Source organism: Mangrovimonas sp. DI 80, assembly GCF_001975575.1.
In the GTDB taxonomy this organism is placed as follows: Bacteria; Bacteroidota; Bacteroidia; order Flavobacteriales; family Flavobacteriaceae; genus Mangrovimonas_A; species Mangrovimonas_A xylaniphaga.
On sequence record NZ_MSDT01000002.1, the window covers coordinates 717842 to 731329 of the forward strand.

The following is a 13488-nucleotide window of genomic DNA, read 5'->3' on the forward strand; positions in this document are numbered from 1 at the left end:
GTTACGCAATTTTAAGAGAACTCGATTCCAAACACGCTGCAGAAATTCCTACATAAGAGCATTGCATTGTTTTCAACCAACCTTTGTTCATGTAGTAAACACGCTTAAACAAAACAAAAGGCTCTTGTAAATAATCAAGAGCCCTTTGTTTGTTCTATATTTTTTTGGATGCCTTCTTCTTTTTATGCCACCAAACCAAAAATCCGGTCACTGGTAAACTGGCACAAATTAAGCTGATGAGGAATGCAAATACTTTTCCCGCCAAACCAAAAACAGAACCAATATGGATGTCGTAATTCATCATGGATAAACGATCGGCAAAAGACGCTTCAGAAAATTTACTTCCCTCCTGTTCCAAAGGTTCTAAACTGTACCTGTCGTAAAAATATTCGTTATGGTCGTACCAAGATCCCACTTTATGATATACCGTAATTTCTATAGGATCGTCTTCATCTTCCAAAATTGGCGTCATGTACATCCCCTTTACCTGCTTGTCAATTTCAAGGGTTTTATACCAGGCCTTATCCAATGGAGACAAGCTATCATTCCAAACCAAGGATTTATTTTCCACATTGGAATGAGGATGGTGATGCCCCATCTCTTTTATTTCGCCTCCTGAAGCAACGAAATACACAGCTTGGTCAAACCATTGAAAGCTCCAGACCAATCCTGTAATCCCCAAAACCAATGCAAACAACAATGTATAAAAACCTAAAACATTGTGTAAATCGTAATTAAGGCGCTTAAACTTTGCTGTCCATTTTATCTTAAAACTTTTATCGCGATTGCTTTTCTTCCAGTTTTTGGGCCACCACATTACCAAACCAGTTATAAGCAACAACAAAAACACCAAGGTAGACACCCCAACGATAGGACGCCCAATTTCGTATGGTAACCAAAGTGCTCTATGACCATCTATAATAAAGTGAAAGAGGTCAAATTCGTCACTACCCAGTGGTTGCTGTTTCTTTAAAAACTCACCGGTATAGGGGTTCATAAAAACAACCGAGAATGTATGCTTGCCATCTACCTCTGATTCATAACCCACGGCTGCCGCTCCATTTGCATCGGCATAAGTCAAGCCTGTTGGCTTGCCATTTGGCATATGCACCCTAGCAGTATCCAATAACTGACTTGGGGGCACATAGGGCTTATTCTGAATTTCCACAAAACGCCAAGGTTCCAAGCTGTCTTTAATTTCCTGCTGAAAAGCATAAAAACATCCGGTAATACTCACAATAAACACCACAATACCGGAAATTAATCCCAGCCATAGGTGAAGCCAATTATTTAGTTGCCTCAATTTACTCGGGTTTTTACGCTTTTTACTCATTAGCCTCTAAAAAAAGGAACCGACTTTACCCAAATGGTAGCAAAGCCGGTATATTTTGAAATTTAAAATTTGAAGAATCCTGCTACGAAATTAGCTTGAATCTGAGCACCTTTGGTAGATGTATAGTTGGTTGTATCCATTCTGTACACATGGATGCTACCATCCTCTGGAATGCATAAATACACATAACCATTGTTATACAGTGCTGCCAAACGACGACCGTCACCATTATGTACCGGCACACCGTCTATATAATTTACTGTAGAGTTATTTAAATCCACAACAGCAGAACGCAACGGACTATCGGACCAAGTCCCCTGCTCGCTTCTAGCTGCTGTATTTACTTCTACAAAAGCCTTTCCGTTTCCAATATATTTTAAATGGGAAATATTATGACCATCGGCAGCTGCTTCAACATCGAAGAAATACTCCTGATCGAATTCAGTTTCTCCTGCATTAATTTTTAAAATTCCAGCAGGTTTGGTTGATTGACTAAATCCGTTTGCAGGATTGGAGTGAGAAATAGCATAAATATTTCCAGCTTCGTCCACTTCCAAACCAGACTTAATGTTAAATCCACCAATTGGTCCAACACGGTCATCTGTAATAACTTTAATGAACTCCAATTCTGGGTAAGAATATACCGCAACTTGTGCTTGATCAGTATATTCTGTTGCCCAAGTTGTTGGATTGCTCATATAGTAGCTTAAAAATACATGGTCACCCACGACGCGTAAGCCTGAATATGCAGGCACGGCATCTGTTGCCGAGTGTAAATCGCTGGATGGCAATTCTACAGTCTCGGTAATACTTACGGTGTTTGCATCAAACAAACGGAAGGTTACCACACCTCCAACTGTAGAAGGTAGAGACACAGAAATCAACGTCTCATCGTCAGCCTTCACCAAATCCAAAATACTTTCATTTAAAGATACATTCCCTTCTGTTGAAAGGGTTTGATCGGCATTTTGAGTGATGGCAGACACATCGGTGTTGTCCAATCCTCCAATACTATAAACAGTATTGTCTACTTTAGTAAAATCGTAATATCCTGGCTGCTCAATACCTTGACCTGAAGCCGAAAGCGTTCCTTCCATAACACCTTCAAAAGGCACAGTATAATAGGTAAAACCACCTTCACTTCCCTGTATGGCTAATGATAAGGCGAATGGTTTTTCGGTTACCGAACTACCAGAATCGTTACTATCATCGTCCGAGCTACAAGACATCATAGACACTGCTGCCATAAGTCCTAAACTCCATGCTGAAATTTTTCTTGATATTTTCATAGTATAAAGTATTTAATTATTGTTCTGTGTTTATAAAGCGTATCTGAATTTTAAATAGAAAGCCCGCCCCGGTTTTTGTAATTTATATTGGTCAAACAGCATCTGATCTGTTAGGTTTTTACATTCTAAAGTGAAATTGTATTTGCCATCTTTGAGGCTATAGCTAACGGCCAAGTCGTGTGAAGACTGCTCAGGAATAATTTTCTTGGAATCCTCCGATCCATATTCCGCCCAACTTAAAAAGTATTCGTTGATGTAGTTGAAAAAATAATTGACACTTAAATGCGATTGCTTTACTACAACATCCTTAAAATCAACACCAGCATTTACATTACCAAACAAATAAGGCGTGTTAGGAATTCGAAAGCCTTTCTGGAAATTTGTTTGCTGACCAGCATAATCGTTATATACAAAATCCGCCTGATCCGTGATATCCTGATAGGTAATATTTCCTCCCAATCGCAACCAATCTTTAAATTTATAATTAAGCGTTCCGGCATAACCAAGGGTTCTCACCTCCGCTAAATTTGCATAACTGGTTTGCGGATTCGCTACCGTTACTCTCTGATAAATTAAATCGGAAGCATTTCTATAAATAAAACTACCTTCCAACTGTACATTGTGGTTTTCTGCAGGCTCAAAATCCCACTTCGCATTAAAATTAAAATTGTCACTTTGCTCCGGTCCTAGTTCCGGATTAGCTGTTACAAATAAATTGTCTCCGAATATCTCTTCTGGAGCTGGCATTCTGTAAGTGTGCTCATAAGACGCTTTTAACTGTAGGTTTTCCAATAGGAAATAAGTGGTAGCCAAACCATATCCAAAAGCATTTTTCGAATTTTTATAAGAATCTATTCTTACGTTAGGAGTACCATAATCATATTGTTTACTAGTTTCAACATTTAAAAAATACCCTTTCCCAAACAGCGTGGCATTCCATTTTTTGTTTGGACTAAAAGTGTAGCAAACCCCTAGATTATTTTTGTAATAAGACTTTGGAAACTGATTTTCTGGTTTGTCAGGATTTAAAACATCATTTATATCACGATGAAAATACTGGAGGGCATGGTTAAAAGCTAAAGTATGGGATTCGCTTATTTGATACCCGAGATTTAACTGGGTATTGAATTCGTTATCTGTTAAAGTCTCATCATTTCTATTTCCCTGCTCACCTTCCGTGGTTCCTGTATAAACAGGAGTGCCCAACCAATTGTACCGTACACCCGTTAAGGTGTCTAAATTATGTGTTCTGGTAGCATTATAGGCCGCATAAAAGCTAGCATCCAAATGCTCTGTAAACAATCCCGACTTTCTATATTTTAAAGTAGAAATTACCGATTCGCTATTTTGCTCTATACCTCCGTATACGGTTTCCATGGTTGCACCCGTTTGCACATCGTTCTCATCTTTGGCCGCCGTAATTCCAATTAACAACTGATCGGCATAGCTTTTATCTACCACTCCAACTTCTACTTTAGCCGTTCCCGACTTATAAGTATCGTGAAAACGCTTTACCCAGCGTGTATCTTCTATATTCCCGTTTACATCGGTTATATCGGCTAAAACCTCATAATCATTATCGGAATAATTAAAGTTGAAATTTCCGCGCACTGTAAATCCAGTCTCGCTGTTGGTGTAAGCTCCGTTTACAGCGGCACGATGGGTATTGAAAGAACCAAAAGTATAGGCTGCATCTAAGAAATTACTATTCTGTTTGGTGATAATATTTACAGCACCGCCCAAAGCATCCGTACCCAAATACACCGGAACAACGCCATTATACACTTCTATCCTTTCAATGGAAGTCACAGGAATAGTATTTAAACCCAAGGACGAACCATAATTATCCATAGGAATCCCATCAATGAAAAATTTTATTTGATTTCCAGAAAAACCGAACAACGAAAATTGAGAATCTGATCCTAATCCACCTTCCTCGCGGATATTCACCCCTTCTACACGGCCCAAAATACTCTGAACATCAGTTGAAAGGTTATAATAGGTTTCCGCTGAAATTGCTTTAACGCTATAAGGCTCTTGTTTTACTTTTTGAACTTTAGATAAGCCCTTAACTGTAACCTCATCGATTTGTGTCACATCTTCCGTTAACACAATCGCCTTTGTCAACACTTCACCTGACTGTAGCTCGACAATTAGGGTCTGTGTTGTAAAACCAACATAACTAAACTGAACACTGTATGTCCCCGCAGGGATATTGGTTAACTTATAGAATCCGTCAACATCCGTATAAGTGCCAACCCCGGCCTTCAACACAACCACACTCACACCTACAAGAGGCTCTCCATCATCAGCAGTCACCTGACCAGATAAGTTTGCTGTCTCGGAAATTTGAGCCCAAGTATTTGTTGTTAACAACACAAAAACAATCGACATGAGATACAGCAGATGTTTCATATCAAAAATCCTTATTCTTATTTAGATTAATTTTAAATGGAGTGCAAATTAACGCAATTTTACACACTTAATTAACCAAAATCTGTTAAAAAAACCTCAAAGAAAAGCGCGTCCCCTCCAAAAAACTGGAAGTAGCAATTTTGGAACAAAACCCTTATTTTTATATGACAGTATCGAATCGAGAAACACCTTAAAAACATCCTATGCAAATCCACGATTTTTCAAAAGAGAATTCCATTTTGAACAGCTTTATTGCCGAAATGAGGAATGTAGACATCCAAAAAGATCCTATGCGCTTTAGACGCAATATTGAACGTACTGGAGAAATTTTGGGTTATGAATTGAGCAAAATCCTGAACTATGAACCAAAAACTATTACAACCCCATTAGGTAATTCCAAAAACAACCTATTGAGTAACGACATTGTTTTATGTTCCGTCCTTCGCGCTGGGGTTCCTTTGCACAATGGTCTTTTAAACTATTTTGATAAGGCCGAAAATGCTTTTATTTCTGCCTATAGACATCATAAAGCAAATCCTGAAAGCTTTGAAATTATTGTGGAATATTTAGCCTGCCCAGATTTGAACAACAAAACCCTGATTCTAGCCGACCCTATGTTGGCCACAGGACAATCTATGGTAGCCACTTATGAAGCCCTAAAACCTTTCGGCACTCCAAAAGAAGTGCATCTAGTAAGTGTTATTGGCGCCACAGAAGGAGTCCACTACGTCACTGAACACTTTTCTGAAAACACACATTTATGGATCGCTGCCGTTGATGATCAATTAAACAGTCATGGATATATAGTACCGGGATTAGGCGATGCCGGTGATTTGGCTTTTGGACAGAAATTACAGAATTAAACCTACTACAGGAGTCAATATTAAGACCCAGATAAACACCTCCTTAAACCATTTTTCGGTTACTACATCCATATAATTGGAAAGGATAATAGACAATGGTGCGAATAAGAAAATAAACTCAGCTCCTGTTTTCTTTGGTGCGATTACCAAAATTGTCAACGCAATAATAGTGGCAATAAAAACCAACACATAAGCCGACTTGTAACTTTTAGCCTTTGTAGCAATATTTTTAAGGTAATACACCGAGCCCCACACAAAGCAGGACAGCATCATGGTAGCCGCAACAATAATATGCTTTGAATTCAAACTTGAAAAATCAAAGCTTATGGACATGTCCATATCTGCGATGTAAGAGAGCAAATCGGTGTTGAACAGCACCAATACACTAGCCGTAATCATAGCTACCGTAATAACAGCAACCAAGGGTATGATCCAATCCCTTAGGTCTGCTATGGAGTACAAAAACAAGGCAGCAAAAATCAAAATGTAAAAAAGAGAGGACCAGAAATACAGCAGTGTGGCCAAACTAATCCAAAAAGCCCCATCAAATAGTTTCTTTTTTACATCCTTTTTGGATCGCAAGCTTATAATCCGTCTCATAGCCAAGAGAATAAACAAATTCGCCAAAAGGATTTTTGAATTCAAAAAAGTTTCGGGCAACATCATGAAGAACAGCGTAAAAAACAAGATTTTAAAACTGTTCTTTTTGGTCAGATCGTTTTTACCCGACAAAAAATCGAATATAAAAATGGAGAACAGGCAGACCCCGAAAATTAGGACTTGCTTGAGCAAACCCCAAACCCCAAAAGGCTCATGAACCATGAACAGTTTTGTCATCACAAAGGAAATACACAGGGCCGTACTTACCACCACAAAATGTATGGGTTTTGCTTTGCTAAAAAAACTGGATACCATCAATAATGTTCGTGTTTCCTTTTCGGTTAATGAGTATTAGATTGACCTTTCCAACATTCTTTTCGGATTTTTTAAAATTAAAATGAAAAAAATGTAATTTTGTCCCGTAAATATATTGATAATCTTTTAAGCTCTCACGAGTTTTAAACTATACCACATGAAAGACTTTTTTTACGCAATTCAGGATTTATTCGTTAATGTGCTTTTCAAGCCATTAGATGCCTTAAGAGCTCTAGAATTAGATAACTGGTTCGCAGCCAACACAATGTCCTGGATTTTTATCCTTATTGGTTTTGTTGCTTTTGGTTACTGGATGAAACAATTGAAATCCTTTAACGACAACAACGAAGAAGATAAGAGCATCAGCTCTCACTCCTTCCTATAAGTCGAAACCAATATCTTTACGATAGTTCATCTTATCAAAATGTAGTTTATCTATATTTTGATAAGATTTTTTTAGTGCCTCACTGTACGTATTTCCATAGCTGGTAATAGCCATCACACGCCCTCCTGTAGTCACTACTTTTCCATCTTTATAGTCAGCACCTGCATGAAACGGAATAGAATCTTCTACTTGATCTAACCCAGTAATTTCTTTACCTTTTTCATATCCTTCTGGATAACCACCAGACACCAACATTACGGTTGTCGCTGCACGTTCATCAATTTCGATGGTAATTTCATTCAAGGTTTGATTGGCTATGGCATTGAAAATTTCAACAATATCATTTTTAAGTCTCGGCAACACCACTTCGGTTTCAGGATCTCCCATTCGTACATTGTATTCAATCACTTTAGGATCATCCCCAACCTTTATCAAACCGATAAAGATAAATCCTTTATAAGGCAAGTTATCTTTTTGAAGACCTTCTACTGTAGGCTTAACAATTCGTTCTTCTATCTTGGTTAGGAATTCTTCGGTAGCAAACGGCACTGGGGAAACAGCTCCCATACCTCCGGTATTAAGTCCGGTATCCCCTTCTCCAATACGCTTATAATCCTTTGCCGTTGGAAGAATTTTGTAATTCTTTCCATCGGTCAAAACAAAACAGCTCAATTCTATACCATCCAAAAATTCCTCAATCACCACCTTAGCACTGGCATTTCCAAATTTGGCATCTACCAACATGCTTTTCAATTCGGCTTTGGCTTCTTCAAGGTCGTTCAAAATCAACACTCCTTTTCCGGCTGCCAATCCATCGGCTTTCAATACATAAGGAGCTTGCAAGGATTCCAAGAATTTGAAACCTTCCTCAACAGTACTAGCATCGAAACTTTGGTAAGCTGCCGTTGGAATGTTGTGACGCATCATAAATTCCTTGGCAAATTCCTTGCTTCCTTCCAATTCTGCTGCCGCTTTTTCAGGACCAATTACAGGCACATTTTTAAGCTGTTCATCATTCAAAAAGAAATCATGGACACCTTGTACCAAAGGGTCTTCTGGACCAACAACTACCATTTCGATTCCTTTAGAAACCACCAATTCCTTAATGGCCGGAAAATCGGTTACACCAATGTTTACGTTTTCTGCAATATCGGCAGTTCCAGAGTTACCTGGCGCTACATAAAGTTTTGTACATAAAGGGCTTTGGGCTGTTTTCCAGGCAAAGGTATGTTCTCTCCCGCCTGAACCGAGAATTAAAATAGTCATGATCTTTGTTGTTTGCCGCAAAAATAATTGCTTTTGCGCTTAAAAAATAATTATTTTACAAAAACATCTAAGGCGCCTTTCGTTTGAATTTATTTGATCTTTCCCTGCAACTAAACGGATTTCCCATTCAAAGGGCACGCATGGCCCTAAAGGAAATTCAGCAGTACAGCGAACCTGAATTTGAAGCCTATTTAGACCATAGAAAGCAAGCCATTTTTGAATATCATGTAAAGCACAATCCATTTTATCGCTCATTTGCCAAAAGAGCTTCTGGCAGTTATTGGAACACAGTGCCTATCATGACCAAAAGGGATCTACAGCAACCTTTGGAACAACGGTTGTCTAAAGGATTTGCCACAAAAGACGTTTATGTAAATAAAACCTCAGGATCTTCGGGGGATCCCTTCATTTTTGCCAAGGACAAATTCTGTCATGCCCTAACTTGGGCGGTAATCCAAAATAGGTTTGGATGGCATGGATTGGATTTCAACGCTTCGAAACAGGCTAGGTTTTATGGTATTCCATTGGACAAAAAAAATTATTATAAAGAACGCTTTAAGGATTATCTTGGAAATCGTTACCGTTTTTCGGTTTTCGATATGAGCGACCAAGCTTTGGAAGAATGTCTAAGTAAATTTGAGCCAAGTAAATTTGAATACATTAATGGCTATACCAGCCCCATTGTGCAATTTGCCAAGTTCCTTCAAAGGAAAAATATTATTTTAAAATCAGTTTGTCCAACATTAAAAGCTTGTGTAGTCACTTCAGAGATGCTATTTGATTCAGACAAGACCTTATTGGAAACGCAATTTGGTGTTCCAGTGGTCAACGAATATGGCGCTTCGGAATTGGATTTAATTGCGTTTCAAAATCCAAAAGGAGAATGGCAGGTGAATAGCGAAACCCTTTTTGTAGAAATTTTGGATGAGAACAACCAAAATGTTCCTTTAGGAGGAGAAGGACGGGTCGTCATCACCTCTCTTTACAACAAAGCACATCCCTTTATCAGATACGATATTGGCGACATTGGCACGCTTTCTCCCGAATCCACCATTCAAAAACCCATTTTAAAACAGTTAACAGGAAGAACCAATGATTTTGCCATTTTGCCAAGTGGTAAAGTCGCTGCTGGTTTGACTTTTTATTATATCACCAAAAGTATTATCGAGGACGATGGGAACGTTAAGGAATTTGTCATAGAACAGATAACTCATAATACGTTCAAAATATTTTATGTAAGTAGCAATCCATTGTCCACAGAAAAAATCAAAATTATCACATCGCAAATGGAGCGTTATTTGGAAAACGGACTCCATATAAAATTTGAAAGAAAGGAACGCTTGGTGCGCTCCAAAAGCGGCAAACTCAAACAATTTACATCACAAGTAAAGCAACATTCATGACCATTACTATAGTGGCGGGAGCCCGCCCTAACTTTATGAAAATAGCCCCTATTATTGAGGCTATTCAAAAGAGCAACCAATCAGGAAAAGACATCCATTACCGTTTGGTACATACTGGGCAACACTACGACAAAAACTTGAGCGACACTTTTTTTGAATCGCTCAACATACCTTTTCCAGACAGTAATTTGGAAGTTAAAAGTGGCAGCCAAGCAGAGCAAACCGCAGCCATCATGATTGGTTTTGAAAAGGAACTCCAACAACACCCTTGTGATTTGGTCTTAGTAGTTGGAGACGTTACCTCAACCATGGCCTGTACCATTGTGGCCAAAAAAGCACATATTAGTGTGGCCCATGTAGAGGCAGGTATCCGTTCTGGAGACATGACCATGCCAGAGGAAATCAACCGTATTGTCACCGATAGTTTGACGGATTACTTTTTTACTACTTCAGAATACGCCAACAATAACCTAACACAATTAGGGGTTCCCAATAGCAAAATCTTTTTTGTGGGGAATGTGATGATTGATACACTTCTAAAAAATGAAGATCGATTTCAAAAGCCAGAGTTATGGGGCCAATTACATCTAGAAGCTAAAAAGTATTTGGTTTTAACCCTTCACAGACCCAGCAATGTAGACGAACAGGCACAACTAAGCGAGATGTTATCTCTTATTACAAATTTGGGAAAAGATTACCCTATCATATTTCCAGTACACCCACGAACAAAACAGGTTTTGGAAGCCATGCACATTAACGCTTCCAACCTTTACTTTGTGGAACCCTTGGGATATTTGGAATTTAATTTTTTGGTGAAACATGCTTTGGCCGTATTAACCGATTCAGGAGGGATTACTGAAGAAACCACCGTAATGAATGTGCCTTGTATAACCTTGCGAGAAAATACCGAACGCCCCGAAACCTGTGAACTTGGCACCAATGTTTTAGCAGGAAAAGATCCTGAAAAAATTGAAACTGCCTTCCAAACTCTTCTTTCCGGCAAATGGAAAAACACAACCATTCCAAAATTATGGGATGGCAAAACCGCAGAACGCATCATCGAGCACCTCATCAATATTTACCAGCTTTGAGCAAAGACATTTTAATTATTACTAACTACTTTCCTCCAGAAACTGGAGCTGCTTCCAACAGAATTTTTCATTTGGCAGAAGGACTTCAAAAAAGGGGATTTAGTATATCGGTACTCACGCCACTCCCAAACTACCCCAAAGGCAAAATCTTTGAAGGCTATAAAAAGCATTTTAAGCACACTTCAAAAGAAAACGGAATAACAGTCCACAGACTGTGGATTTACGCAAGCAATTCCAAGAATAAACTCTTGCGCTTGTTTGCCATGCTTTCCTATAGCTTTAGTTTGATATGGTTTTTCATTTGGAACAAGATTCCCAAAAAGGTCATTGTACAATCGCCTCCATTATTAGTAGCCTTCACTTGCATACTTTTTCTTCGGAACAAAAAACGTCAATTGATTTTAAATGTTAGTGATTTATGGCCTATCGCAGGTCTGGAACTTGGAGCTTTTAAAAAGAATTGGAGCTATAGGCTTTTGGAATGGATAGAACACTTTAATTATAAAAATGCAAATTTAATATTAGGACAGAGCAATGAAATTCTAACGCACATCACTTCCATATATCCGAATAAAAAAACTTTTCTATATAGAAACTATCCTGATTTTATCCCTCCTGAAATACCTATCAATTTACAAGAAAATTCAAAAATCAAGATGGTCTATGCGGGTTTATTAGGAATTGCTCAAGGCATTCATAAACTTTGTACCAAACTGGATTATACCAATATTGAGTTTCATATCTACGGGGCTGGTGCCGAACAGGAAGCTATTGTAGATTTTATCAAGAACCATTCGGAATTACCCATTACATTCCATGGGGAAATTGAGCGTAGCCTTTTGCATCGAGAACTATTGAAATACGATATCACCATTATTCCGCTTCTTAACAGAATTTATGGTTCAGTCCCTTCAAAGATTTTTGAATATGCGCGACTAGGCCTTCCAATGATTTATTTTGGTGGAGGTGAAGGTGAAAAGGTAATAAGTAAAAACAACTTAGGCTGGATTGCTGAAGCAGCAGAATATAAATCCTTGAACAAAGCGATATCAGCTCTAAACAAAGACAATCTTTCACGAAATAATAAAGTCGAGATTCAACAAAAAGCTGTAATTGCTTTTGATTTTAATACGCAATTAGAGGAATTAAGCAAAATACTTTAGTAAGCCTTTTCCTCTCCCTGTATCGCATTTAAAAACGTTCTGAAGATGATTTTCAAATCCAAGAAAATAGACCAGTTTTCAATATAAAAGATATCGTATTTAACACGACCTATGATATCCTTGTCTGTTTCCACTTCGCCCCTATACCCACTGATTTGGGCTAGTCCTGTAATCCCAGGCTTCACGAAATGGCGCACCATGAATTTGTCAATTCTTTTCGCGTACATATTCGTATGGCTAACCATATGAGGCCTTGGTCCAACCACCGACATATCTCCAAACAATACATTAAAAAACTGAGGTAATTCGTCAATACTAGTTTTCCGAATAAACTTTCCAACCTTAGTTACGCGTTGATCTCCTCTAGTGGCCTGATACAAATGTGCATCAGAATTTGGCATCATCGACCTAAACTTATAACAATCGAATTCCCTATAATTAAATCCATTTCTCGACTGCTTAAAAAATACAGGTCCTTTGGATTCCAATTTTATTAAAATTGCTATTAATGGAGTTAACCAAGAAAGGATAAAGACAATCACTAAACTTGAGAATAGGATATCAAACCCACGTTTTACAAACATATTTATAGACTCTTCCAAAGGGATATTCCGCAAGGACAAAATAGGGATATAATCATAATATTCGTACTTTAATTTCTTAGAGTATATTTCCTTATTATCTGGTAAAAATTTGAGGATTTTAAGATTGTTATCGGCAAAATCTACGACTTCATTAATTTGGTTATTGCTCAATTCTGAAATAGAACAATAAATCTCATCAATTCCCTCATCCAACACATATTGAAAACTTTCCTCTAATGCCTTTGAATTTTTCTCCTTGAAAGAAAAGGTTTTTTTATGCTTATAACCATATTCTGGATTTTTATTAAAAAACCCCTCAAGTGCCAAGGTTTTTTTATTGGCTCCAAAAATGACTGTATTTCTGAAATTTCCTCCAAACGACACACGATACTTTTGCAGCAAGTAATAAATCGTGAATTTAAATACTGATATTAACAAAAACACGCTAAAGACATAGGATATAATTGTTTTTGGGTGCAAATTGAATTCATAATTATATCCTGAAAAAGCAAACATCAATAATCCAAACAGCACCAATTGTTTGATAATCATTGACAAAATAGTCACCTCCCTAGTATAGCGATATACTTCATAAAAATGGGATGCCACAGAGAGAACAATCCAAGAGGATGAAATTACAAAGACAAAAAAATAAGGATCTATGTGCTGAAAAAATAAAAATATGGCCAATCCATTAATAATAGTTAGATCTATTATATAGGATAAAGGCCTTAGGTAGCCAGAATATCTTCCCTGCTTAAATGTGTTCAAATTGGTAAAC

11 protein-coding genes are annotated in these 13488 nt (G+C 37.8%); 5 read left to right on the forward strand and 6 right to left on the reverse strand.

The features are described from left to right. Nucleotides 1-154 precede the first annotated feature (154 nt). The 3 genes from BKM32_RS03815 to BKM32_RS03825 form a co-directional block, all read right to left on the reverse strand. The gene (locus BKM32_RS03815) at nucleotides 155-1303 is read right to left on the reverse strand and encodes a PepSY domain-containing protein (RefSeq protein WP_253187397.1); all 1149 of its coding nucleotides are present in this window, start codon (nucleotides 1301-1303) and stop codon (nucleotides 155-157) included. A 92-nt stretch (nucleotides 1304-1395) separates the two neighbouring features. Beyond that, complete coding sequence (locus tag BKM32_RS03820; RefSeq protein ID WP_076662601.1) at nucleotides 1396-2622, reverse strand: DUF4374 domain-containing protein; 1227 nt, start codon at nucleotides 2620-2622, stop codon at nucleotides 1396-1398. Between the two features lie 30 nt (nucleotides 2623-2652). Next, nucleotides 2653-5037 (reverse strand): TonB-dependent receptor, encoded by a 2385-nt coding sequence (locus tag BKM32_RS03825; RefSeq protein ID WP_216349593.1) that lies wholly within the window; start codon nucleotides 5035-5037, stop codon nucleotides 2653-2655. Between the two features lie 203 nt (nucleotides 5038-5240). On the opposite strand from BKM32_RS03825, the gene upp reads away from it, so the two are divergent. Next, complete coding sequence (gene upp / locus BKM32_RS03830) at nucleotides 5241-5900, forward strand: uracil phosphoribosyltransferase (protein WP_076662602.1); 660 nt, start codon at nucleotides 5241-5243, stop codon at nucleotides 5898-5900. Here the strand turns inward: upp and BKM32_RS03835 are convergent. After that, nucleotides 5889-6815 (reverse strand): DUF6427 family protein, encoded by a 927-nt coding sequence (locus BKM32_RS03835; RefSeq protein ID WP_076662603.1) that lies wholly within the window; start codon nucleotides 6813-6815, stop codon nucleotides 5889-5891. The genes upp and BKM32_RS03835 overlap by 12 nt on opposite strands. 157 nt (nucleotides 6816-6972) lie before the next feature. On the opposite strand from BKM32_RS03835, the gene BKM32_RS03840 reads away from it, so the two are divergent. Then, nucleotides 6973-7200 carry a hypothetical protein gene (locus BKM32_RS03840; protein ID WP_053976499.1) on the forward strand — a complete coding sequence of 76 codons (228 nt, stop codon included), beginning with the start codon at nucleotides 6973-6975 and terminating at the stop codon, nucleotides 7198-7200. Here the strand turns inward: BKM32_RS03840 and purD are convergent. Further along, nucleotides 7195-8466, reverse strand: a complete 1272-nt coding sequence (gene purD / locus BKM32_RS03845; protein WP_076662604.1) for a phosphoribosylamine--glycine ligase — start codon at nucleotides 8464-8466, stop codon at nucleotides 7195-7197. The two genes, BKM32_RS03840 and purD, sit on opposite strands and share 6 nt — an antisense overlap. 83 nt (nucleotides 8467-8549) lie before the next feature. Between purD and BKM32_RS03850 the strand changes: the two genes are divergently transcribed. From BKM32_RS03850 to BKM32_RS03860, 3 genes are read left to right on the forward strand one after another with little or no spacing between them, the layout of a single operon-like run. Beyond that, the gene (locus BKM32_RS03850) at nucleotides 8550-9869 is read left to right on the forward strand and encodes a phenylacetate--CoA ligase family protein (RefSeq protein WP_076662605.1); all 1320 of its coding nucleotides are present in this window, start codon (nucleotides 8550-8552) and stop codon (nucleotides 9867-9869) included. After that, nucleotides 9866-10960 carry a non-hydrolyzing UDP-N-acetylglucosamine 2-epimerase gene (gene wecB, locus BKM32_RS03855; RefSeq protein WP_076662606.1) on the forward strand — a complete coding sequence of 365 codons (1095 nt, stop codon included), beginning with the start codon at nucleotides 9866-9868 and terminating at the stop codon, nucleotides 10958-10960. The genes BKM32_RS03850 and wecB overlap by 4 nt, the downstream gene beginning before the upstream one ends. Continuing rightward, nucleotides 10873-12123 carry a glycosyltransferase family 4 protein gene (locus BKM32_RS03860; protein ID WP_253187399.1) on the forward strand — a complete coding sequence of 417 codons (1251 nt, stop codon included), beginning with the start codon at nucleotides 10873-10875 and terminating at the stop codon, nucleotides 12121-12123. Before wecB ends, BKM32_RS03860 begins: the two co-directional genes overlap by 88 nt. On the opposite strand, the gene BKM32_RS03865 is transcribed toward BKM32_RS03860, so the two are convergent. Then, nucleotides 12120-13478, reverse strand: coding sequence for an undecaprenyl-phosphate glucose phosphotransferase (locus BKM32_RS03865; protein ID WP_076663044.1), 1359 nt, complete (start codon nucleotides 13476-13478; stop codon nucleotides 12120-12122). The genes BKM32_RS03860 and BKM32_RS03865 overlap by 4 nt on opposite strands. Nucleotides 13479-13488 lie beyond the last annotated feature (10 nt).

Bases quoted from the DNA above. Each gene is read 5' to 3' on its own strand.
- BKM32_RS03820 (WP_076662601.1), bottom strand. From the start codon at position 2,622: ATGAAAATATCAAGAAAAATTTCAGCATGGAGTTTAGGACTTATGGCA.
- BKM32_RS03825 (WP_216349593.1), bottom strand. From the start codon at position 5,037: ATGAAACATCTGCTGTATCTCATGTCGATTGTTTTTGTGTTGTTAACA.
- upp (WP_076662602.1), top strand. From the start codon at position 5,241: ATGCAAATCCACGATTTTTCAAAAGAGAATTCCATTTTGAACAGCTTT.
- BKM32_RS03835 (WP_076662603.1), bottom strand. From the start codon at position 6,815: ATGGTATCCAGTTTTTTTAGCAAAGCAAAACCCATACATTTTGTGGTG.
- BKM32_RS03840 (WP_053976499.1), top strand. From the start codon at position 6,973: ATGAAAGACTTTTTTTACGCAATTCAGGATTTATTCGTTAATGTGCTT.
- purD (WP_076662604.1), bottom strand. From the start codon at position 8,466: ATGACTATTTTAATTCTCGGTTCAGGCGGGAGAGAACATACCTTTGCC.
- wecB (WP_076662606.1), top strand. From the start codon at position 9,866: ATGACCATTACTATAGTGGCGGGAGCCCGCCCTAACTTTATGAAAATA.
- BKM32_RS03860 (WP_253187399.1), top strand. From the start codon at position 10,873: ATGGAAAAACACAACCATTCCAAAATTATGGGATGGCAAAACCGCAGA.